Here is a 20,813-nt window from a genome sequence, read left to right as displayed (position 1 = left end):
GACGCCGGGCCGCTCCCAAGTCGAATAGCACCGCAGCGCATGGCGCGGAGGTTATCGAATGAGCACCATCCTGATCATCGAAGACAACGAGAAGAACATGAAGCTGATGCGCGACGTCCTGCAGCACGCGGGCCACGCCACGCTGGAGGCGAGGACCGGGGAGGCGGGCGTGCAGCTGGCCATCGACCACCCGCCCGACCTGATCCTGATGGACGTGCAGCTGCCGGGCATGGGCGGCATCGCGGCCCTGCAGAAGATTCGCGAGCAGCCGGCATTGCAGGCGGTGCCGGTCATCGCGGTGTCGGCCTCGGTCATGCCCGAAGACCATCGCAGCATCGTGAACTCGGGATTCGACGCCTTCATGACCAAGCCGATCGCCCTGAAGACCCTGCGCGCGACCGTCGATCGCTTCCTGAAACAGAAGGGACCGCGATGAGTGCCCACATCCTGGTCGTCGACGATGTCGAAAAGAACGTCAGGCTGCTCGCCGACGTCCTGACGGCGCGCGGCTATCGAACGAGCACCGCGGCCTCCGGCGAGGAAGCGCTGGCACGCATCGCGGCCGACCTGCCCGACCTGGTCTTGCTGGACGTGATGATGCCGGGGATGAACGGCTACGACGTGTGCCGCGCGATCCGTGCCGATCCGGCTTGCGCGGTGCTGCCGGTGGTGCTGGTGACCGCGCTGGACCCGGAACACGAGCGCGTGAAGGGGCTGGAGGCGGGCGCGGACGACTTTCTGAGCAAGCCCATCCACCAGGCCGAGTTGATGGCGCGCGTGCGTTCGTTGCTGCGCGTCAAGGCCTTGTACGACGAGGTCCAGCGGCAGAGGGCCGAGCTGCAGGCCTGGAACCTCACGCTCGAACAGCGCGTGGCCGATGCCGTAGAGCAGCTCGAACGCGTCGGGCAGCTCAAGCGCTTCTTCTCGCCGCAACTGGCCCAGGCGATCCTGGCCGGCGGCGCCGACGATCCGCTCAAGAGCCATCGGCGCGAGATCACCGTCGTCTTTCTGGACCTGCGCGGCTTCACCGCCTTCACCGAGACGGCCGATCCCGAGGAGGTGATGGCTGTGCTGGGCCAATACCATGCGGCGATGGGCCGGCTGGTGCTGGCCCACGAGGGGACGCTGGAGCGCTTTTCCGGCGACGGCATGATGATCTTCTTCAACGATCCGCAGCCGGTGCCCGATGCGCCGGTGCGCGCGGTGCGAATGGCCGTCCGGATGCAGGAGGAGATGCGCCACCTCAGCGGCCAGTGGCTCCGGCGCGGCTACGACTTGCACATGGGCATCGGCATCGCCCAGGGCTTCGCGACGATCGGCAGCATCGGTTTCGAAGGGCGTATCGACTATGGAGCCATCGGAACCGTGACCAACCTGGCCGCACGGCTGTGCGGAGAAGCGGAGGGTGGCGAGATCCTGCTGTCGCAGCGCGTCCAGGCCGCCTTGCAGGAGGCGCGGCCGGAAGGCGAGTGGTCGATCCAGCAGGCCGGCGAACTGGCGCTCAAAGGCTTCCAGCGCAAGGTGCCCGTATGGCGCGTCGTGCCGGATTCCTGAACTGGGGCTGTTAGCAGGCCCCGCTACCAGGCGGCCGGCAGCTTGCGCAGGATCACCAGGCGGCCGTCGCGCTGGGTGACATAGCCGCCGGCGGTGAGTTCCTTCATGACCCGGTTCACCATCTCGCGCGAGGAGCCGATGCGATCGGCGATGTCCTGCTGCGTCAGCTTGTGGCGCAGCACGCGCTCCTCGCCGGCCGGCTCGGACAGCTCGATCAGCACCCGCACCATGCGGCCGTAGACGTCCTGCAGCGCAATGCTGCGAACCTGCTCGGTCAGGCGCCGCACCATGCGGATCAGCTTGCGGGTCAGGTGCACCGCGAAGTCAGGGTGCTCCGCGAGGAACTGGCGCAACTCCGAACCCTGGACCACGCGGCAGCTGCACGCCGTGAGCGCCTTGATCGACGCCGAGCGCTTCTCGCCGTCGATCGAGAGTTCGCCGAAATACTCGCCGGGACCGTACTCGGCGAGCACCACCTCGCGGCCGTCCTCCGAACTGGCGTAGACCTTCACCCGTCCGCTCAGCAGGATGTAGAGCGAGTCGGTCGCGTCGCCCTCGTTGATCAGGATCGCGTGGGCCGCGAACGAGCGCGTCGACCCGTGCGGCGCGATGGCATCGAGCAGAGGCTGCGGCAGGCGGTCATTGGCGTCGGCGGAATTCATCGGTCACTCCGGGTGCTGCGCAGGGGCACGGCCAGGCGGCTGCATGGCGGCAAACGATTATCGGGCGCGCCGCCGCCTGTGACCAATGTCACATCCGCGCGGCGCACTGCGCACTCGTGACAAAGGGGGGCTCTGCCTAGATTAGAGGCCTACCAGAGAGAGCCCGCCATGACCTCCCTTTTCCCTCGCTCCCCCCTGCTGATCGCCCATTGCGTCGGCCTGCGCCTGATCGCGCTCGCCCAAGCCAAGGCCGACCCGCGCCTGGCGGTGTGGGCCTTCGTCGTGGTGCTGTTCGGGATGCTGACGGCCTGTGCCGGCTTGCCGAGCGGCGTGCAGCGCCCGAACTCGCAAGCCCGCATCGACGTGGCCGACACCCGCCTCGCCGCGGTGGCCGCCGCATCGATGCCGGCCGGCAACGGGCAGCTGTCGGGCATGCGCCTGCTGCCCGCCGGCGACCAGGCTTTCGAGGCCCGCCTCGCGCTGGCCCGTGGCGCCGAGAAGAGCGTCGACGCGCAGTACTACCAGATCGCCGACGACCTGTCCGGGCGGCAGTTCCTGCGTGCGCTGGCCGACGCCGCCGCCCGCGGCGTGCGCGTGCGCCTCCTGGTGGACGACCTGCACGCAGCCGGCCAGGACGCGCTGCTGGCCGGCCTGGCCGCCCGCCCGAACCTCGAAGTGCGCATGTTCAACCCCTTGGCGGTGCGCGACGGCAGTGTCGCCTCGCGCGTGCTGTTCTCGCTGCACGAGTTCTCGCGCGTCAACCGGCGCATGCACAACAAGCTGTTGGTCGCCGACAACGTGTTCGCGATCACCGGCGGCCGCAACATCGCCAACGAGTACTTCGGCCGCAGCGAGCCCGCCAACTTCATCGACATGGACATGTTCGCGGCCGGATCGGTGGTGCGTGAGCTGTCGGCGGTGTTCGACGCCTACTGGAACAGCGAGCATGCCTATCCGATCCAGAGCCTCGCGGCACCGGAGTTCTCGTCGGAAGCCGCCCGGCGCCAGTTCGACGACACCGTGCGTGCAGCCGGCGCCGCCGACCTGACGGTGGCGGCGCGCGACCCGCTCGGCCAGAGCAGCGTCGGCTCGCAGCTGGCCAATGGGCGCCTCGAACTGCACATCGCCGCCGCCCGCGTGATCGCCGATGCGCCGGCCAAGGCCGCGCCGGGCGATGCGTCGCTCGCCTACGGCGCCGTCATGAACGGCAAGCTCGAGCTGATGCAGTCGGCGCGTTCCGAGGTGCTCGTCGCCTCGCCCTACTTCGTTCCGGGTCGGCGCACGATGGAGATCCTCAAGCAGGCCACCGACAACCGGGTGCGCGTGTCGGTCATCACCAACTCGCTGGCCACGACGGACGAGCCGCTGGTGCACTTCGGCTACGCGCGCTACCGCGGCGCCTTGCTGCAGATGGGCGTCTCGCTGTTCGAGCTGATGCCCGGCGCCGAGACGCGGGACAGCGCCGCCGGCGAACTGCGCGGCTCGCTCGGCCGCCTGCATGCCAAAGTGGCGGTGGTGGACCAGCGCTGGCTCTACATCGGCTCGCTGAACATGGACCGCCGCTCGGCCCACTCCAACACCGAGATGGGGCTGATCGTCGACAGCCCGGAGCTGGCCGGCCAGGTGGCGAGCCTGCTGCAAGGTGAACGGCTGCCCAGGAGCTACCAGGTTCGCAGCACCGCCGACCAGCCGGGACTCCAGTGGGTCGCGCAGGACGGACAGGACAAGGTCGTGTTCGCAGACGAGCCGAACTCGAACTGGGGAATGCGGCTGCGCTTGTCGGTGGTGTCCATGTTCGTGGACGAAGAGCTTCTCTGAAGACGACGGCGGCGCCTCAGCGGCGCCGCTGTTCTCAGTTCTCGCCGTAGGTGGCTGCGCCGTTGGCCGCAATGGCCCGTGCGCCCGCGCGGACCGTGGCGCGGTCGGCCACGCTGATGGGAGCCCGCACGCCGGTGCCGCCATTGCTGATCTGGACGGGGGTTCTGGCCTGCGCCTGGACCGCGGCCCGCGTCATCGTCGACTGGAAGGGCGGTGGCGGCAGGGGGTTCTGCTCGCCCTGGAAGGCTTGCGCAGCAAAGGCTGCGAGGCTGCCAAGGGCGGCGATGGCGATGAGCTTCGTATTCATGGCGGGACTCCAAAAAAAGGGTGGGTCGGGCCGCCTGGAAATGCTGCTGCTTCGCCGGCGGCTGCCAGATATACGCCGCCGTGCACGCATTGGATTCATGCGGGGCGCACCCGCACGGGCTCAGTTCAGCAGGTCGCTGAGCGTGCGCGCGATCACCTTGGTCGCGCGCCGCAGGTCTTCGAGCACCACGCGCTCGTCGTTGCGCTTGGCGTGCGATTCGAGCACGGTGCGCGGTCCGGCGCCGTAGATCACGCCCGGGATGCCGGCTTCGCCGTAGAGCCGCACGTCGGTATAGAGCGGCGTGCCCATGGCCTTGATCGGCTCGCCGAAGATCTCCTGGCCGTGCTTCTGGATCGCCTCGACCAGCGGCTTGTTGCCGGGCAGCGGCTTCATCGAATTGGCCAGCAGCAGGCGCTTGATCTCGACCGTGATGCCGGGCAGCGTTTCCGCTGCGTCGGCGATCACCTTTCGGATCGTGGCCTCGACTTCGACCGGGTTCTCTTCCGGGATCATGCGGCGATCCAGCTTGAAGACCACCTTGCCGGGCACGACATTGGTGTTGGTGCCGCCCTCGATGCGCCCGACGTTGAGATACGGGTGCGTGATGCCCTCGACCTTGGACGTGACCTGCCGGTAGAGCGTGTTCTGCGCATAGAGCGCGTTCAGGATCTGCACCGCGCCCTGCAGCGCGTCGACGCCGGTCGTCGGGATCGCGGCATGTGCCATCTTGCCGTGCACCGTGACTTCCATCTGCAGGCAGCCGTTGTGCGCCGTCACCACCTCGTAGCTGAAGCCGGCCGCGATCATCAGGTCGGGCTTGGTGAGGCCGTTCTTGAGCAGCCAGCCCGGGCCCAGGATGCCGCCGAATTCCTCGTCGTAGGTGAAGTGCAGTTCGACGCTGCCGCGCGCCGGCCTGGCCACCGCTTCGAGCGCGCGCAGCGCAAAGGTGAAGCTCGCGAAGTCGCTCTTGCTGACCGCGGCGGCGCGGCCGTAGAGGCTGCCGCCCTCGATCTCGCCGCCGTAGGGGTCGTGCGTCCAGCCTTCGCCGGGCGGCACCACGTCGCCGTGGGCATTCAATGCCACGGTGCGGCCCTCGCTTCCGTACTTGCGCCGCACGATCAGGTTGGTGATCGATTCGAGGCCGTAGTCCTTCACCTCCTGCTCGGGCACGGCGTGCTTCTCGGCCTCGAAGCCGAAGTCCTTCAGCAGCTCGGCCGTGCGTTCGGCGTGGGGTGCGTTGTTGCCCGGGGGCGTATCGGTCGGCACGCGCACCAGCTGTTGCAGGAACTGCACTTCCTCGTCGAAGTGGGCGTCGATCCAGGCGTCGAGTTTGTTGTAGTCGGTCATGAGGGTGCTTGTTCGGTGGCGAGGTTGTTCAGCAGCAGCTGGAAGGCTTCCACCGCCAGCTGCATGTCGTCGTTGGTGCTCGATTCGAGCGGGTTGTGGCTGATGCCGGAGTTGATGCCGCGCACGAAGAGCATGGCCTGCGGCATCACCTCGTGCAGCTTCATCGCGTCGTGGCCGGCGCCGCTGGGCATGCGGAACAGCGGCACGCCGAGCGTGTCCACCGCCTTCTCCCAGCGCTGCTGCCATTCGGGCGCGCTCGGCGCGGCCGAGGCCCGCATGCTTTCTTCCAGGGTGTAGCGCACGCCGCGGCGCTCGCAGATGGCCTTGAGCTCGGCCAGCACATCGGCCGTCAGCGCGTCGCGCTGCGGGTTGTTCGGTGCGCGCATGTCCAGGCTGAACTTGCAGCGGCCGGGCACCACGTTGATCGAGCCGCTCGGCACTTCGAGCATGCCGACGGTGGCGACCGAGTCGCCGTCCCTCGCGGCGCGCTGCTCGGCGAAGAGGATCAGCTCGGCCACCGCGGCGGCGGCATCGCGGCGGCGGTCCATCGGCGTGGTGCCGGCGTGGCTGGCCATGCCGATCACCTCGCCCACGTAGCGCACGCCGCCGTTGATCGAGGTCACGATGCCGAGCGGGATGTCGAGCTCGTTGAGCACCGGGCCCTGCTCGATGTGCACTTCGACGAAGCCGAGGTACTTGGCCGGATCGCGCTGCAGCTTGGCGATGTCTTCTTCCTTGAGGCCGGCGATCTGCCGTGCCTCGCGCATGGTGATGCCGTCGGCGTCCTTCTGGTCCAGCCACTTGGGATCGAAGTGGCCGATCAGCGCGCCCGAGCCCAGGAAGGTGGCCTTGTAGCGCTGGCCTTCCTCTTCGGCAAAGCCCACCACCTCGAAGGCAAAGGGCAGGCGGCGGTTCTGGCGCTTGAGCTCACGCACGCAAGCCATGGGCACGAAGATGCCCAGCCGCCCGTCGTACTTGCCGCCATTGCGCACGGTGTCGTAGTGCGAGCCGGTGAGCAGCGTCTTGGCGCCGGGCGTGGCGCCCTCGTAGCGGCCGACCACGTTGCCGACGGCATCGATGTTCACAGTGTCGAAGCCCGCTTCGCGCATCCCGTCGGCGATCTGCTGCGCGCAGGCGCGGTGTGCCTCGGTCAGGTAGGTCACGGTGAGCTGGCCCTTTTCGGCGTAGCCCGGGTCGGTGTGCACCGAGAGTTGTTCCTGCCAGTCCCACACCTCGTTGCCGAGCGCGGGTAGGGCGCCGAACTTGTCGTCGAGACGGATCTCGGCGATGCGGTGGATGTTGCGCAGCGCCTCGCCCAGCTCGAAGCCCGGATGGTTGTGCAGACGGCGCTCGAAGGTGTCGATGATCTCGCGCTTGCTCAAACCGGTGCCGCGCGGCCCGCGCACCGCGAGGATGAAGGGGAAGCCGAACTTCGCGTTGTAGTCGGCGTTGAGCTGCTGGATCTTCGCGAACTCCTCGGGCGTGCAATCGGTCAGGCCGGCCTTGCCCTGCTCGTTGGTGGATTCGGCCGTGAGCGTCTTGCTGACCATGGCCTTGCCCGCGAGCTCGGGATGGGCGCGGATCAGGCCCAGCTGCTCGTCGGCGGAGGCGCCAGCGACGACCTGCACCAGCGCGTGCTTGAGGTGCGCGAGCGAGCGCAAGGGGCGGGTGGCGGCGGCACGTTTCGCGATCCACGGCGAATGCTCGTAGGTGCCGTCGAGCAGGGCGGTGAACTCGTCCGGCGTGACAGTGTTGAGCTGTTCGATAGTCAGTTGCATATCAGTGACTCCATGGCGCCATAGCGCAGGACATGAAAAGAGCGGCCGGCGCAGCCAGGCCCGTTCGGGGGACACCGCGGAACCGGCTTTGCCGGCCCGCTGGTGTCGCCCCCGGTGAGGGGGTTGGCGTAGCGACACGAAGTGCGCGAAGCCTGGGGGAGAGTCATGTGCATGGGTGCGTCGCCTTCCAGTGGCGCGCGATGTCGAGGCGGCGGCACACCCACACGCGGTCATGCTTCGCGATGTGGTCCAGGAAGCGCTGCAGCGCCGTGATGCGGCCGGGGCGGCCGAGCAGGCGGCAGTGCATGCCGATGCTCATCATCTTCGGCGCCTCGTCGCCCTCGGCGTAGAGCGCGTCGAAGCTGTCCTTCATGTACTGGAAGAAGGGGTCGGCGTGCGAGTAGCCCTGCGGCAGCGCGAAGCGCATGTCGTTGCAGTCCAGCGTGTAGGGCACGATGAGCTGCGGCACGACGTTGCCGTCGGTCTTCTGCACCTTCATCCAGAAGGGGAGGTCGTCGCCGTAGTAGTCGCTGTCGTATTCGAAGCCGCCATAGTCGGCGACCAGGCGGCGCGTGCGCGGGCTGTCGCGGCCGGTGTACCAGCCGAGCGCGCGCTCGCCGGTGAGCTTCTGGATCGCTTCCATGCCCAGGCGCATGTGCTCGCGCTCGGTGGCCTCGTCGAGGTTCTGGTAGTGGATCCAGCGCCAGCCGTGGCAGGCGATCTCGTGGCCCAGTTCCTTGAAGGCGGCCGCGACCTCGGGGTAGCGCTCGAGCGCCATGCCGACGCCGAACACGGTGAGCGGCAGGCCGCGCTTCTCGAACTCGCGCAGGATGCGCCAGACGCCCGCGCGCGAGCCGTATTCGTAGATGCCCTCCATGCTGATGTGCCGGTCGGGGAAGCTCGCCGGGTTGAACATCTCGGAGAGAAATTGCTCGGAACCCGCGTCGCCATGCAGCACGCAGTTCTCGCCGCCTTCCTCGTAGTTGAGGACGAACTGCACCGCGATGCGCGCGCGGCCGGGCCATTGCGCATGGGGCGGGTTGCGGCCGTAGCCGGCCAGGTCGCGCGGGTAGGGCAGGGTGGTGTCGTAAGTGCTCATGCGCTTCAGGCTAATGCGAGGCTGATGTCGTGGGTGGGGACCTTGCGGTCGAAAACGAGGTTGGCCTCGACGTTCAGCAGGTGCTCGGTCATGAGCTGCACCGCGAGCTCTTCGTCCTTGGCGGCCAGCGCCTTCACGATGTCGGCATGCTCGTCGTTCGAGTGCTCGGCCGCGCTCGCGCTCTGGTACATCAGCGTGATGAGGGCGCAGCGCGAGATCAGCTCGCCGAGGATCTGCGCCAGCACCGCATTGCCCATGAGCTCCGCCATGCGCACGTGGAAGTCACCGAGCAGCTCGGTGCGGCCCGAAACGTCTTCGCCCGAGACCGCGGCTTTCTCGAGCGCCACATGCTCCCTGAGCGCCTTGATCTTGGCCGGTGTCACGCTGCGCACGAAGGCGCGCGTCATCTCGGCTTCCAGCATGCGGCGCACCGCGAACACCTGCTTCGCCTCGTCGACCGCCGGCGCCGCGACGAAGGCGCCGCGCGCGGGCTCGAGCCGGATCAGCTTGTTCTGCGACAACTGGAACAGCGCCTGGCGCACCAGCGTGCGCGAGACGCCGAAGTGGTCGGCCAGCTTCTGTTCCGCCAGCTTGCTGCCGGGTTGCAGCCGGTGTTCCACAATGGCTTTGGTGAGTGCGTCGACGATGGCGCGGGTGGTGGTCGAGTCCATGTTTTTCATGATAGACCCAAAGCCGAGAACTGTATACACTTTTGTCGACCGGAATTTCCCGAATGCCTTGAAGGAGCACAACCATGGGCTTGAGCACCCACGTACTGGACACCATGCACGGCGGCCCCGCGGCCGGCATGGAGGTCGCGCTGTTCACCACCGACGGCGAGCAGGCGACGCTCGTCAAGCGCTTCACGCTCAATTCGGATGGCCGCAGCGACGCACCGCTCTACGACAACAGCACGCTGAAGGTCGGCACCTACCGTCTGGTGTTCGACGTGGCGGGGTACTTCAAGGCCAAGGGTGTGAAGCTGCCCGAGCCCAACTTCCTCAATCGCGTGTCGCTGGATTTCGGCGTGGCCCACACCGACCAGCACTACCACGTGCCGCTGCTGGTGAGCCCTTGGAGCTACTCCACCTACCGCGGATCTTGAAACGAAGAGAGCTGGCCTTCGGTCAACGTATCGAGCTGGAAATGCCCACCCTTGTCCCACAGCCAGGTGTCGGTCCAGACCAGCTTGCCGATGCGGCTGGCGGCCGGGTAGGGCGAGGCTTCGAGCACGGTGCGCTCGATCTCCGCGATCACTTCGGGCGCGTGCTTCGGCGCGCGCATCCAGTGCATCGAGACGACCTTGCCGTTGGCGTCGAGGCTGACCTGCAGCGTGCCGACCGCATAGAGCAGCGGCGGCAGCTTGCCGCTGTAGATGCGTGCGCCGTTGCGCGCATAGATGTGGCGCGCGGCGTCCTGGCGGTACTCGCGGGCGTTGGCTGCGTTCGACGGCCTAGGCATCGCGTGGGCCGTCGAGCCATCGGGAACGGCGCGGGTCAATTGGCCGGGCACCGTCGAAGTGATCGGTGCCGTGGGGCTGGGCGTGCCGCAGCCGGCCAGGCCGAGTGCGGTCGTCAGGGTGGCCGCGAGGGCGCGGCGCAGCGGCGTGAAAAGTTGCAGATCCATCGGTGGATTTATACCTTGCGCACAAGGCGCTCCCACTACAGAGGGTATCGCTCATGAACGGCATGGTCGACGAACTGCTCGCACGGCTCGCGCGCGAAGAGGGCGTGCTGGTGCGCGTCGAGAAGACGCAAGGCTCGGCACCGCGCGAAGCCGGCACCTGGATGACGGTCTGGGCCGAGGGACTCACGGCCACCATCGGCGGCGGCCAGCTCGAGTTCCAGGCCACCGAGGAAGCGCGCGCCTGGCTTGCCGGCGGCGCGGCCATCGAAGGCGTGCGGCGCTATCCGCTGGGCCCGAGCCTGGGCCAGTGCTGCGGCGGCGTGGTGTTCCTCTCGTTCCGCCGCATCGCGGCATCGGACGCGAAGGCGCTGCAGGGCGAACTGCTCGCGCACCTGGAGCCGGTGGCGCTGTTCGGCGGCGGCCACGTGGGCGCGGCGCTGGCGCGGCTGCTGTCGACACTGCCCTTCACCGTGCGCTGGATCGACAGCCGCGACGGCGTGTTCCCCGATGCGCTGCCGGCGCAGATCGAGACCGAGCATTCGGAGCCGGTGCAGGACGCGGTGGCGCAGCTCGCGCCGGGTTCGCGGGTGCTGATCATGAGCTTCAGCCATGCCGAGGACCTGGACATCGTGATCGCCTGCTTGAAGCGCCTGCGCGCGCGCAACGACCTGCCTTACGTCGGCCTGATCGGCAGCAAGACCAAGTGGGCGACCTTCAGCCATCGGCTGGAGGCGAGGGGCTTCACGGCCGACGAGCTGGCGCGCATCACCTGCCCGATCGGCGTGCCGGGCATCACGGGCAAGGAGCCGGAAGTCATTGCCGTGGCAGTGGCGGCACAGTTGTTGCAATCGCTGAGCTAGGGTTTTCCAGCACGGCCGTGTGAAGAAAACCCTCGAACTCCAGCTAAAAAGTGTATACACTCCAGTCCACAAGCCGCAGCGGAGCGAGGCCCCCACGAGGGTCTGCGTTCGCGGCACTCTCTCTGCTTACAGCGCCCGCAGTGGTGAGCAGGCCAATGCAAGGTTGAGCACATGGAAAGCTACTACCTCGACTGGGCCAATCTGCTGCTGCGCTGGGTCCATGTCATTACCGCCATCGCCTGGATCGGCGCGTCCTTCTACTTCGTGATGCTGGACAACAGCCTCGAGAAGCCGCAGGACCAGGAATCATTGGACAAGGGCGTCGGCGGCGAGCAGTGGGCGGTGCATGGCGGCGGCTTCTACAACATGCAGAAGTACGCGCTGGCGCCGAAGAAGCTGCCGGACCACCTGCACTGGTCGTACTGGGAGAGCTACTCCACCTGGATCACCGGCTTCGCGCTCTTCACCATGTCCTACCTGTGGAACGCGAGCACCTACCTGATCGACAAGTCCAGGATGGACTGGCAGCCCGGCGCCGCAATCGGCGTGGCGCTGGCCTTCTTCGTCGTCTTCTGGATGGTCTACGACGGCATCTGCCAGCTCTTCGGCCGGCGCAAGAACGGCGACACCATCGTCGGCGTGCTGGTCGCGCTCTTCATCGTATTCGCGACCTGGCTGGCCTGCCAGTGGTTCGCGGGCCGCGCGGCCTTCCTGCTGGTGGGCGCGATGATGGCCACGACCATGAGCGGCAACGTGTTCTTCTGGATCATCCCGGGCCAGCGCAAGAACGTGGCGGCGCTGCGTGCCGGCCTGCCGGTCGATCCGATCCACGGCGAGCGCGGCAAGCAGCGCAGCGTGCACAACACCTACTTCACGCTGCCGGTGCTGTTCGCGATGCTGAGCAATCACTACAGCTTCACCTACACGCACAAGTACAACTGGATCGTGCTGCTGCTCATCATGCTCGGCGGCGCGGCGATCCGGCAGTTCTTCGTGGTGCGGCATCGCTTCAAGCTCGGCAACGCGGGCAATCCGCTGCCCTATGCGATGGTCGGCGTCGTGGTGCTGGGCCTTTCCATCGTCTGGATGCGGCCCGAGCCCGCGGCCGCGCCGGTGGCGGGCGCCGCGGCACCGAAGGTGGCCTTCGGCGACGTCAAGAAGGTGCTGGAGCAACGCTGCTACATGTGCCACGGCGCGCAGGTGCAGATGAAGAACGTGCGGCTCGACACGCCCGACCAGGTGGCGGCGCATGCGCAGGGCGTCTACCAGCAGGTGGTGGTCACGAAGATCATGCCGATGAACAATTCCACCGGCATCACCGACGCGGAGCGCGCGCTGATCGGCAAGTGGTTCGAGACCGGCGCAAAGACGAATTAGCGCCTGTGGACAATCGGGCCTGGAGACACTCGCAATGAAGCCAACAAATCCCGTACCCGATCCCCATTCCGCGCCGCGCGAATTCCTCGAACATCTCTACCGTGCCGCGGTCGAACGCGCGCTGCCGCTCGCCAGCATGGGCCCCTACCTGCCCAAGCCGCCGAAGGGCCGCACGCTGGTGCTCGGCGCCGGCAAGGCCGGCGGCTCGATGGCGCAGGCGCTCGAGGCGCTGTGGCCGCCCGACGCGAAGCTCGAAGGCCTGGTCGTCACGCGCTACCACCACATTCCGCCACGTCCCGAAGGCCTGGCGCAGCGCATCGAGATCGTCGAAGCCGCGCATCCGGTGCCCGACGAGGCCGGGCTCAAGGCGGCCGAGCGCATCCTCGCGCTGACCGAAGGCCTCACGGCCGACGACCTGGTGCTGTGCCTGATCTCGGGCGGCGGCTCGGCCCTGCTCACGCTGCCGGCCGAAGGACTCACGCTGGCCGACAAGCAGCGCATCAACAAGCAACTGCTCGAATCGGGTGCCCACATCGGCGAGATGAACTGCGTGCGCAAGCATCTCTCGCGCATCAAGGGCGGCCGCCTCGCCGCGGCCTGCGCGCCGGCGCAGGTGGTCACGCTCACCATCAGCGACGTGCCGGGCGACGACCCGGCCGTGATCGCGAGCGGGCCCACGGTGCCCGATGCGACGACCTGCGCCGACGCCCTGGCCATCCTCGACCGCTACGGCATCGAGGTGCCGGCCGCGGTGCGCGCGCAGCTCGAAAGCGGCGCGCTCGAAACGCCCAAGCCGGCCGACGCGGTGTTCAAGGGCCATGCCACGCACCTGATCGCCACGCCGCAGCAATCGCTCGAAGCCGCTGCCGCCGTGGCGCGCGCGGCAGGCATCGAGGCCCACATCCTGAGCGACGAGATGGAGGGCGAATCGCGCGAGGTCGGCAAGGTGCACGGCGCGCTGGCGCGCGCGGTGGCGCTGCGCGGCGCGCCCTTCGCGAAGCCCTGCGTGATTCTTTCGGGCGGCGAGACGACCGTCACGATCCGCCCGCGCCAGCCGGGCCAGGCCAAGGGCCGCGGCGGCCGTGCCGGCGAGTTCTGCCTCGGGCTCGCGGGCGCGCTGGCCGGGCAGAAAAATGTGTGGGCTCTTGCCGCCGACACCGACGGCATCGACGGCGTCGAAGACAATGCCGGCGCCTTCGTCACCCCCGACACGCTGGCGCGCGCCGAGGCCGCAGGCCGCAAGCTCGCCGACCACCTGGACCGCAACGACGCCTACGGCTACTTCGATGCCATCGGCGACCTCTGCGTGACGGGACCGACGCACACCAACGTCAACGACTTCCGAGCCTTGCTGGTGCTGTAAGGCATCTTGTTCCGTCTCATGGACGCCCGCCCGGTATGCGGTATGGGCCGTTCGACCCCACTGCGCCGGCCGCTTCGCGGCTGCCCTGCGGTGCTCGCCTTTCGCGGGGTCTCGCTCGAACTCGCCTTCGGCTCAGACAATCGCTAGCCCCGATCCGCGAAAGGCTGTGCTCCTCGGCGGCACAGGGCATACCGCTCGCCTCCGCACCTCCGTACTCACTTCAATCAAACGCCTGAGCTTCGTCAACGACTTCCGCGCCTTGCCCGTCCTGTAGCGACGGGGAACAAGGCCATCGCCTCTTCGCGCACCGCCTCGACCAGCCGCAGCCGAAGCGACGCACGCGACCAGATCAGCCCGATGCGGCGCGGCTCGAAGGGCAGCGGCAGCGGGATTCGCGTGAGCCGCAAGCCCTCGGGCCAGGGCCGGATCCAGTCGGGCACCAGCGAAACGCCGAGACCGCGGTCGACCATCACCGCGATGGCACCGAGCGCGTTGAGCTCGAAGCGTTCGCGCGGTTTGATGCCGGCCTTGCGCAGGTACTGCTCGGCCTGCCTGCCGCCCCATTGCGTGCGGTCATAGCGAATCAGCGGCTGCGTCGCCAGCAGCTTGTGCGGATCGGCGCCGGCCCATTTCGCGGGCGCCAGCACCACCAGCGGCTCCTCGCGCAGCAGCTGCCAGCACAAGGCCTTGGGCAAGGCGACCGGCGACTGCAGCACGATGGCGGCGTCGAGCTCGCCGCGCTGCACCGCGGGGTGCATGTCCACCGAATAGCCGGGCTGCACGTAGACGTTCACGCCCGGGTAGCGCTTCACCAGGCCGGCCAGGATGTCCGGCACCATGCCGAGCAGCGCGTTGGTGCCGGCGCCGAGCCTCAGGTCGCCCGACAGCGTCGCGTCGTTGGCCACCGTGCGCAGGTCGACCACCTGGACCAGCAGCGCGCGCGCGCGCAGGGCGATGCGGTCGCCGGCCTCGGTGGGCGCCACCGTGCGGCCCATGCGCTTGACCAGCGGCGTGCCCATCTCGCGCTCCAGCGCGCGCACCTGCTGGCCGATCGCCGCCGGCGTGAGATTGAGCCGGCGCGCGGCTTCGGCCATCGACCCGTGCTCGATGACCGCGACGAAGCTCTTGAGGAAGTCGGTATTCACAGTAAATGAAATTTATATTCTGAAAATAGCACAAGGCGATTTTTCTTTTGGATGCCTGCGCGCAGACTCGGCTTCGGAATTTCTTCTGGAGACAAAAAAGTGCGCAGCAAGCTTTTTGTGCCCGGCTCGCGCCCGGAGCTCTTTCCCAAGGCGCTCGACGGCCCTGCCGATGCGCTCTCCTTCGACCTCGAGGACGCCGTTGCGGAGGATCGCAAGGCCGAGGCGCGGACACAGGTCGGCGCGCTGTTGCGCTCGGCCGCGGCGCAGGCTTCGGGCAAGACGCTGATCGTGCGCGTCAACGCGATCGACACGCCGCACTTCGAGGCCGACGTTGCGGCCGTGGCGTGCGAGAGCCTGCATCTCTTGAATCTTCCCAAGGCCGAATCCATCGAGCAAGTCATGGCCGCAGTGGCCGTGCTGGAAACGGCCGAGCGGGCGAACGGCGTCACGCGCCCGGCGCGCCTGCTGCTGAACGTGGAGTCGCCCAGGGGCCTGCGCCAGGCCGCTGCGATGGCGCAGGCGCATGCGCGCGTGGCCGGCCTGCAGCTCGGCTTCGGCGACCTGTTCGAGCCGCTCGGCATCGCGCGCCGCGACATCGCCAACGTGCATGCAGCCATGTTCGCGATGCGGCTGGCGGCCGGGGAGGCCGGCGTGTTCGCCTACGACTCGGCCTTCGCCGACGTCAAGGACGCCGAAGGCTATGTGGCCGAGGCCGAGATGGCGCGCCGCCTCGGCTACCTGGGCAAGAGCTGCATCCATCCCAGCCAGGTGGCGCTGGCGCACCGGGTGTTCCGCCCCTCGGAAGCCGACATTGCGCGCGCACTGCGCGTGACCGAAGCGGCGCGCGAAGCGCAAGCCCGCGGCGTGGGCGCCTACCTGGTCGACGGCCGCATGGTGGACGCTCCTTTCGTGCGCAGCGCCGAGGCCATCGTGGCCGACGCGAAGCGGCTCGGCCTGCTGCCGGAGCGCTGAGCGCCGGCGGCACCCATCGATCGACCTTCACAAACAGACCGGAGACAACATGACCATCGCTCGCCACTTCATTCCCTCTCTCGCCGGGCGCCGTCGCGCGGCAGCCGCCCTGATGTCGATGCTCGGCGCCGCCGTCTTCTGCGGCAGTGCGACAGCACAGGAGCCCTGGCCTTCGCGGCCGATCACGATCGTCGTGCCTTATCCGGCGGGCGGCTCCAACGACGTGTTCGCGCGGGCCGTGGGCCGCCGTCTTTCCGAGGCGCTGGGCCAGCCGGTGGTGATCGACAACAAGCCCGGTGCCAGCGGCACGCTGGGCACCGGCATCGTCGCCAAGGCAGCGGCCGACGGCTACACGCTGGCGGCGGTGTCCTCGAGCTTCGTGACCAATGCCGCGGTGCAGCCGCGCTTGCCTTTCGATCCGGTGAAGAGCTTCGCGCCGGTGGCCATGATGGCGCAGGGACCTTTCGTGGTTGCGGTGCGCGCCGACCTGCCGGCAAGGACGCCGGCCGAGCTGGTAGCGCTGGCCAAGCAGCGGCCGGGCAAGCTCAACTACGCGTCCTCCGGCCCCGGCAGCACCAACCAGTTCGCGACCGAGCTGCTGAAGGGGAGTGCCGGCGTCTTCATCACGCACATTCCTTACCGCGGCATGGCGCCGGCCACCACCGATCTGATGGGCGGCAACGTCGACGTGCTGATCGCGAGCGGCCCATCGCTGCAGGCGGCGCTGCGTTCGGGCAAGGCGCGCGCGATCGGCATCACCAGCGCGAAGCCTTCCGCCATCGCGCCGGAGCTGGCGCCGATGGCGCAGGCTGTGCCCGGCTACAGCTTCAGCATCTGGTGGGGCCTGCTCGCGCCCGCGGGTACGCCGCCGGCGGTGGTGCAGCGGCTCAATGCCGAGATCAACAAGATCGTCGAAGGGCCGGAGATGAAGTCCTTCCTCCAGCGCGAAGGCGCCGAGCCCGCGGGATTGACCGCGGCGCAGTTCACCGCGCAGATCCAGCGCGAGATCCCGTACTGGCAGAAGGTCGCCAAGGACGCGGGCATCTCGACCGAATGATGGCGACGAACGCTTTCCCCAACTCCGCCGGCAGTGCGCTCCCGCGCCAACCGGCGCCGGCTGAAGCCTGCGATGCGCACATCCATGTCTTCGATGCGCGCTTTGCGGAAGCGCCCGGCGCGAAGCTGGTCGCGACGCCGGCGCATGCCACGGCCGCCGACTATCGGCTGATCCAGCAGCGGCTCGGCACGCGCCGCGCAGTGGTGGTTCAGCCGCGCGCTTACGGCACCGACAACAGCGCTACGCTCTATGCGATCGCGCAGCTTGGGCCCGCGCACACGCGCGGCATCGCGGTGCTGACGCCCGAGGTGAGCGAGGACGACCTGCAGCGCCTCGATGCGGGCGGGATCCGCGGCCTGCGGCTCACGCTGCATGCCGCCACCGGCGCGCCGACCCGCTTCGACATGCTGTTGCCGCTGGCCGAACGCATCGCGCCGTTTGGCTGGCATCTGCAACTGCATTTCCACGCGGCGCAGATCGTCGAACATGCGGCCGTGCTGCGGCAGCTGCCGTGCCCGGTCGTCTTCGACCACCTGGCGCGCCTGCCGGTGGGCGGCGAAGCGCGGGATGCGGCCCTGGCCGTCGTGCAGGAACTGCTTCGCGAAGGTCGCGCCTGGGTCAAGCTCAGCGGCGCCTACCTCAACACGCGCACCGGCGCGCCGGACTATGCGGACACGGTGGACGACGCCCGTGCGCTGGCCGCCATCGCGCCCGACCGGTTGGTGTGGGGGAGCGACTGGCCGCATCCCACCGAGGAAGAACACAAGCCCGACGATGCGCGGCTCCTGGACCTGCTCGCCGAGTGGGTCCCCGATGCCGCGACGCGCAGGGCCATCCTGGTCGACAACCCGGCCCGCCTCTACGGCTTCGCCTGAAGCCCTGGCCGCCCCCGTTCGTTTTTCGAAAGCGACTTCCCATGCTCTCCTCGCGCCGAGCGTTCTGCTTCTTTTCGCTGCCGCTCCTGATCTCCCTGCCGGCGCTCGCGCCACGCGCCCAGGCGCAAGCCGACTATCCGAATCGCCCGGTGAGGCTGATCGTGCCAATCGCGGCCGGCCAGGCCACCGACATCCTGGCGCGGCTGGTGGCCGACCAGCTCGCGCGTTCGCTCGGCCAGCCTTTCGTGGTGGAGAACAAGGCCGGCGCCGGCACCACCATCGGCACCGACTTCGTCGCCAAGGCTGCGCCGGACGGCTACACGCTGGTGATGGCCACCAGCGCCGGCTTTGCGGTGGCGCCGGCCATCTATTCCAGGTTGCCCTACGACCCGGTGCGCGACTTAGCGCCGGTGACCAACGTGGGCCTCGTGATCCAGACCATGGTGGCCAGCCGCGACGCGCCTTTCGACAACCTGCAGCAGTTCATCGCGAAAGCGAAATCGGGCGCGATGAACTACGCCTCCGCGGGCAACGGCTCGACCTCGCACCTGACGACCGAGATGTTCCTGCACCAGGCCGGCGTTCCGGCGGTGCACGTGCCGTTCAAGGGCGCGGCGGAGGCGCAGCCGCAACTGATCGGCGGCCAGGTGCAGTTCATGTTCGATGCGCTGCCGGCGGTGCTGCCGCAGGTGCGCGCGGGCAAGCTCAAGGTGATCGGCGTCGGCTCGGCAGAGCGCACGCCCTTGCTGCCCGAGGCGCCGACCCTGGCCGAGCAAGGGCTCAAGGGCTTCGAGGCCGTGGGCTGGATCGGGCTGGCCGCGCCCGCGGGCACGCCGCCCGCCGTCCTGGACAAGCTCAACCAGGCAGTCGGCCGCGCGATGGCGATGCCCGAGATGCAGGAGCGCCTGAAGGCGCTGTCCTTCACGCCGGCAGCCGACACGCGCGAGCATTTCGGCCGCTTTATCGCGGGCGAGATCGGCAAGTGGGGCCAGGCCGCGAAGAATGCGCGCATCGCTCCCCAATGAACCGGAAGGCGCTCCCATGACGATGACGAACATCGAAGAAGACGCAGTCCGCGGCCCACTGTCGGGCATCCGCGTGCTCGACCTCAGCGCCTACATCGCGGGGCCCTACGGCTGCACGCTGCTGGCCGACATGGGGGCGGCCGTGGTCAAGATCGAGCCGCCTGCCGGCGACAACCTGCGCAAGTACCCGTCCACGCTCGAGGCCGAGAGCCGTGCCTTCATCGGCGTCAACCGCAACAAGCGGGGGCTGGCGCTGGACCTCAAGAAGCCCGAAGGGCTGGAGGTGCTGCATCGCCTGCTCGGCGAGGCCGACGTGCTGGTGCACAACTTCAGGCCTGCGGTGCCACAGCGGCTCGGCATCGCCTACGAGCAGCTGCGCGAACGCTATCCGGCGCTGGTCTATTGCGCGGTCACGGGCTACGGCGAAGTGGGGCCGCTCAAGGACAAGGCCGGCTACGACCAGGTGCTGCAGAGCATGACCGGCATCTGCGCCATGCAGGGCAAGGCGGGCGGCCCGCCGGAGATCGTCTACGGCTCGGTGGTCGACTACTACGCGGCCTCGATGCTGGCCATGGGCGTCAGCGCCGCGCTGGTGGAGCGCGCCCGCAGCGGCCTCGGGCAGTATGTCGGCGTCTCGCTGCTGCGCAGCGCGCTGGCCATGCAGTCGGCGCGCCTCGTGTGGGCCGACTGCGAGGGCAGGGAGGTCGGGCGCGACATGCGCTCCGGCGGCGTCACCGGACTGCATCCGACGCGCGAGGGTTACCTCTACCTGTCCGCCAACACGCCGCATTTCTGGTCGGCCCTGTGCGAGCGCACCGGCCTGCAGGCGCTGGCTGCCGATCCGCGCTACGACACGGTGCGCAAGCGCGCGCAGCACGCGGCCGAGATCGTGCCGCGCCTGCGCACCGCGCTCCAGCAGCACAGCGCGCTCGAATGGGAAGGCATCTTCGGCGAAGCCGTGCCCTGCGCGGCGGCGCGTGCGGTCGAGGACATGTTCGTGAACGAGCAGGTGCTGGCCGAGCAGATGGTGGCGCACTACACGCATCCGGAGGTGGGCGGCTATCGCGGCTTCGACAAGCCGGTCAAGTTCGGCAGCACGCCCGGGCCCGCACCCTTCGCATCGCCAAGCTTCGGCCAGCATGCGGCTGACATCCTGGCGGCGCACGGCTACAGCGAGGAAGAGATCGCGCGGTTGCGTTCGCTCGACGTGCTGCCGGCGCGGATGGCTTGAGCCGGGCGCCTAGGCGCGCGAAGCGCGCGCGGGCTTGCGGTGCGCGCCCGCGAGCGCATCCAGCCCGGCGAACATGTAGCGCATCAGGTCTTCGAGCAGCCCCTCGCTGTCTTTGGCGATCGCGGGCAGGACCTTGCTCGGTATCTCCTTCGGCGCGACCAGCATCACGATGCAGGGCAGCACCGAGAACACGAGGGCGCGCTGCACCGCGGGATGGTCCGGCGGCAGTTCCAGGATTTCCGAGATCAGGCCCAGCAGCAGCTTGGCCTTGGGCCGCACCGCCTTGTCGACCAGCGCCGGCGCCAGCGGCCCCGGCGACATGATCTCGCGCAGCACGACGCGAAAACCCCAGGGCGCGGCCTCGCGCGAGGAGGGCGCCAGCATGTGCGCGAGTAGCGCGCGCAGCTTCTGCCGTGGATCGCCGAGCGAGCGCGTCATCTCGATCAGCTCGTCCACGCTCACGATCTGGCGGTGCGCCTCGACCAGCACCTCTTCATACAAGGCCTCGCGACTGCCGAAGTGGTAGTTGACCGAGGCCATCGGCGTGCCGGCGCGCTCGCAGATCTCCTTGCTGGTGGCATCGGCATAGCCGCGCTCGGCGAACACCTGGCCCGCGGTCTCGAGCAGATGCGATCGGGTAGCGGCACCGTCGGGGCGCGGGGCGCGCCTGGCGGGCGCGATGGAAGCTTTCTTTTTCGCAGTGGATGGCATATGACA

General features: G+C 68.6%; 21 protein-coding genes. 12 read left to right on the top strand and 9 right to left on the bottom strand.

The genetic code is table 11. The annotated features are described in order from the left end of the window. Window positions 1-58 precede the first annotated feature (58 nt). Window positions 59-436, top strand: a complete 378-nt coding sequence (locus ACSQ89_RS20755) for a response regulator (RefSeq protein WP_093102845.1) — start codon at window positions 59-61, stop codon at window positions 434-436. Then, window positions 433-1,554: a response regulator gene (locus tag ACSQ89_RS20750; protein WP_436290901.1), complete on the top strand. Its 1,122-nt coding sequence runs from the start codon at window positions 433-435 to the stop codon at window positions 1,552-1,554. The genes ACSQ89_RS20755 and ACSQ89_RS20750 overlap by 4 nt, the downstream gene beginning before the upstream one ends. A 23-nt stretch (window positions 1,555-1,577) precedes the next feature. Here ACSQ89_RS20750 and ACSQ89_RS20745 read toward each other — a convergent pair whose 3' ends face one another. After that, window positions 1,578-2,216, bottom strand: a complete 639-nt coding sequence (locus tag ACSQ89_RS20745; RefSeq protein WP_436290902.1) for a Crp/Fnr family transcriptional regulator — start codon at window positions 2,214-2,216, stop codon at window positions 1,578-1,580. Window positions 2,217-2,384: 168 nt separating this feature from the next. On the opposite strand from ACSQ89_RS20745, the gene ACSQ89_RS20740 reads away from it, so the two are divergent. Next, the gene (locus tag ACSQ89_RS20740) at window positions 2,385-4,034 is read left to right on the top strand and encodes a phospholipase D-like domain-containing protein (protein WP_093102850.1); all 1,650 of its coding nucleotides are present in this window, start codon (window positions 2,385-2,387) and stop codon (window positions 4,032-4,034) included. A gap of 34 nt (window positions 4,035-4,068) precedes the next feature. Here ACSQ89_RS20740 and ACSQ89_RS20735 read toward each other — a convergent pair whose 3' ends face one another. From ACSQ89_RS20735 to ACSQ89_RS20715, 5 genes are all read right to left on the bottom strand, one after another. Further along, on the bottom strand, window positions 4,069-4,341 hold the full coding sequence (locus ACSQ89_RS20735) for a DUF4148 domain-containing protein (protein WP_093102851.1): 273 nt from the start codon (window positions 4,339-4,341) through the stop codon (window positions 4,069-4,071). A gap of 120 nt (window positions 4,342-4,461) precedes the next feature. Further along, complete coding sequence (locus tag ACSQ89_RS20730) at window positions 4,462-5,688, bottom strand: M20 family metallopeptidase (protein WP_093102853.1); 1,227 nt, start codon at window positions 5,686-5,688, stop codon at window positions 4,462-4,464. Then, window positions 5,685-7,466, bottom strand: a complete 1,782-nt coding sequence (uraD, locus tag ACSQ89_RS20725) for a 2-oxo-4-hydroxy-4-carboxy-5-ureidoimidazoline decarboxylase (protein ID WP_436290903.1) — start codon at window positions 7,464-7,466, stop codon at window positions 5,685-5,687. The genes ACSQ89_RS20730 and uraD overlap by 4 nt, the downstream gene beginning before the upstream one ends. Before the next feature lie 163 nt (window positions 7,467-7,629). After that, window positions 7,630-8,565 (bottom strand): allantoinase PuuE, encoded by a 936-nt coding sequence (gene puuE / locus ACSQ89_RS20720; RefSeq protein ID WP_436290904.1) that lies wholly within the window; start codon window positions 8,563-8,565, stop codon window positions 7,630-7,632. Between the two features lie 5 nt (window positions 8,566-8,570). Beyond that, window positions 8,571-9,245 carry a GntR family transcriptional regulator gene (locus tag ACSQ89_RS20715; RefSeq protein ID WP_093102858.1) on the bottom strand — a complete coding sequence of 225 codons (675 nt, stop codon included), beginning with the start codon at window positions 9,243-9,245 and terminating at the stop codon, window positions 8,571-8,573. Between the two features lie 74 nt (window positions 9,246-9,319). On the opposite strand from ACSQ89_RS20715, the gene uraH reads away from it, so the two are divergent. After that, window positions 9,320-9,670, top strand: a complete 351-nt coding sequence (gene uraH / locus ACSQ89_RS20710) for a hydroxyisourate hydrolase (protein ID WP_093102860.1) — start codon at window positions 9,320-9,322, stop codon at window positions 9,668-9,670. Here the strand turns inward: uraH and ACSQ89_RS20705 are convergent. Beyond that, on the bottom strand, window positions 9,655-10,191 hold the full coding sequence (locus ACSQ89_RS20705) for a hypothetical protein (protein ID WP_093102861.1): 537 nt from the start codon (window positions 10,189-10,191) through the stop codon (window positions 9,655-9,657). The two genes, uraH and ACSQ89_RS20705, sit on opposite strands and share 16 nt — an antisense overlap. 53 nt (window positions 10,192-10,244) lie before the next feature. On the opposite strand from ACSQ89_RS20705, the gene xdhC reads away from it, so the two are divergent. The 3 genes from xdhC (at window position 10,245) to ACSQ89_RS20690 (ending at window position 13,791) form a co-directional block, all read left to right on the top strand. Beyond that, complete coding sequence (gene xdhC, locus ACSQ89_RS20700) at window positions 10,245-11,051, top strand: xanthine dehydrogenase accessory protein XdhC (protein ID WP_093102863.1); 807 nt, start codon at window positions 10,245-10,247, stop codon at window positions 11,049-11,051. Between the two features lie 171 nt (window positions 11,052-11,222). Next, window positions 11,223-12,428 (top strand): urate hydroxylase PuuD, encoded by a 1,206-nt coding sequence (locus tag ACSQ89_RS20695; RefSeq protein WP_436290905.1) that lies wholly within the window; start codon window positions 11,223-11,225, stop codon window positions 12,426-12,428. 34 nt (window positions 12,429-12,462) lie between these two features. Further along, window positions 12,463-13,791, top strand: coding sequence for a glycerate kinase type-2 family protein (locus tag ACSQ89_RS20690; protein ID WP_436290906.1), 1,329 nt, complete (start codon window positions 12,463-12,465; stop codon window positions 13,789-13,791). A 242-nt stretch (window positions 13,792-14,033) separates the two neighbouring features. Here the strand turns inward: ACSQ89_RS20690 and ACSQ89_RS20685 are convergent, their stop codons facing one another. Then, window positions 14,034-14,936, bottom strand: a complete 903-nt coding sequence (locus tag ACSQ89_RS20685) for a LysR family transcriptional regulator (RefSeq protein WP_436290907.1) — start codon at window positions 14,934-14,936, stop codon at window positions 14,034-14,036. 99 nt (window positions 14,937-15,035) lie between these two features. Between ACSQ89_RS20685 and ACSQ89_RS20680 the strand changes: the two genes are divergently transcribed. From ACSQ89_RS20680 to ACSQ89_RS20660, 5 genes are read left to right on the top strand one after another with little or no spacing between them, the layout of a single operon-like run. Beyond that, window positions 15,036-15,908 carry an HpcH/HpaI aldolase/citrate lyase family protein gene (locus ACSQ89_RS20680; protein WP_436290908.1) on the top strand — a complete coding sequence of 291 codons (873 nt, stop codon included), beginning with the start codon at window positions 15,036-15,038 and terminating at the stop codon, window positions 15,906-15,908. Between the two features lie 49 nt (window positions 15,909-15,957). Next, a complete protein-coding gene (locus tag ACSQ89_RS20675) occupies window positions 15,958-16,965 on the top strand; it encodes a tripartite tricarboxylate transporter substrate binding protein (protein ID WP_436290909.1) in 1,008 nt (335 codons plus the stop codon). Next, the gene (locus ACSQ89_RS20670; protein ID WP_436290910.1) at window positions 16,962-17,840 is read left to right on the top strand and encodes an amidohydrolase family protein; all 879 of its coding nucleotides are present in this window, start codon (window positions 16,962-16,964) and stop codon (window positions 17,838-17,840) included. The genes ACSQ89_RS20675 and ACSQ89_RS20670 overlap by 4 nt, the downstream gene beginning before the upstream one ends. A gap of 41 nt (window positions 17,841-17,881) precedes the next feature. Beyond that, window positions 17,882-18,865: a Bug family tripartite tricarboxylate transporter substrate binding protein gene (locus ACSQ89_RS20665; RefSeq protein ID WP_436290911.1), complete on the top strand. Its 984-nt coding sequence runs from the start codon at window positions 17,882-17,884 to the stop codon at window positions 18,863-18,865. A gap of 22 nt (window positions 18,866-18,887) precedes the next feature. Further along, a complete protein-coding gene (locus ACSQ89_RS20660; RefSeq protein ID WP_436291120.1) occupies window positions 18,888-20,096 on the top strand; it encodes a CaiB/BaiF CoA transferase family protein in 1,209 nt (402 codons plus the stop codon). Window positions 20,097-20,105: 9 nt separating this feature from the next. On the opposite strand, the gene ACSQ89_RS20655 is transcribed toward ACSQ89_RS20660, so the two are convergent. Further along, window positions 20,106-20,807, bottom strand: a complete 702-nt coding sequence (locus ACSQ89_RS20655; protein WP_093102881.1) for a TetR/AcrR family transcriptional regulator — start codon at window positions 20,805-20,807, stop codon at window positions 20,106-20,108. Between the last annotated feature and the right edge of the window lie 6 nt (window positions 20,808-20,813).

Source organism: Variovorax sp. LjRoot175, assembly GCF_964253805.1.
Taxonomy (GTDB): Bacteria; Pseudomonadota; Gammaproteobacteria; order Burkholderiales; family Burkholderiaceae_C; genus Variovorax.
The sequence above is the reverse complement of the archived record's forward strand: the minus strand, read 5'-3'. Positions and strand labels throughout refer to the sequence as shown.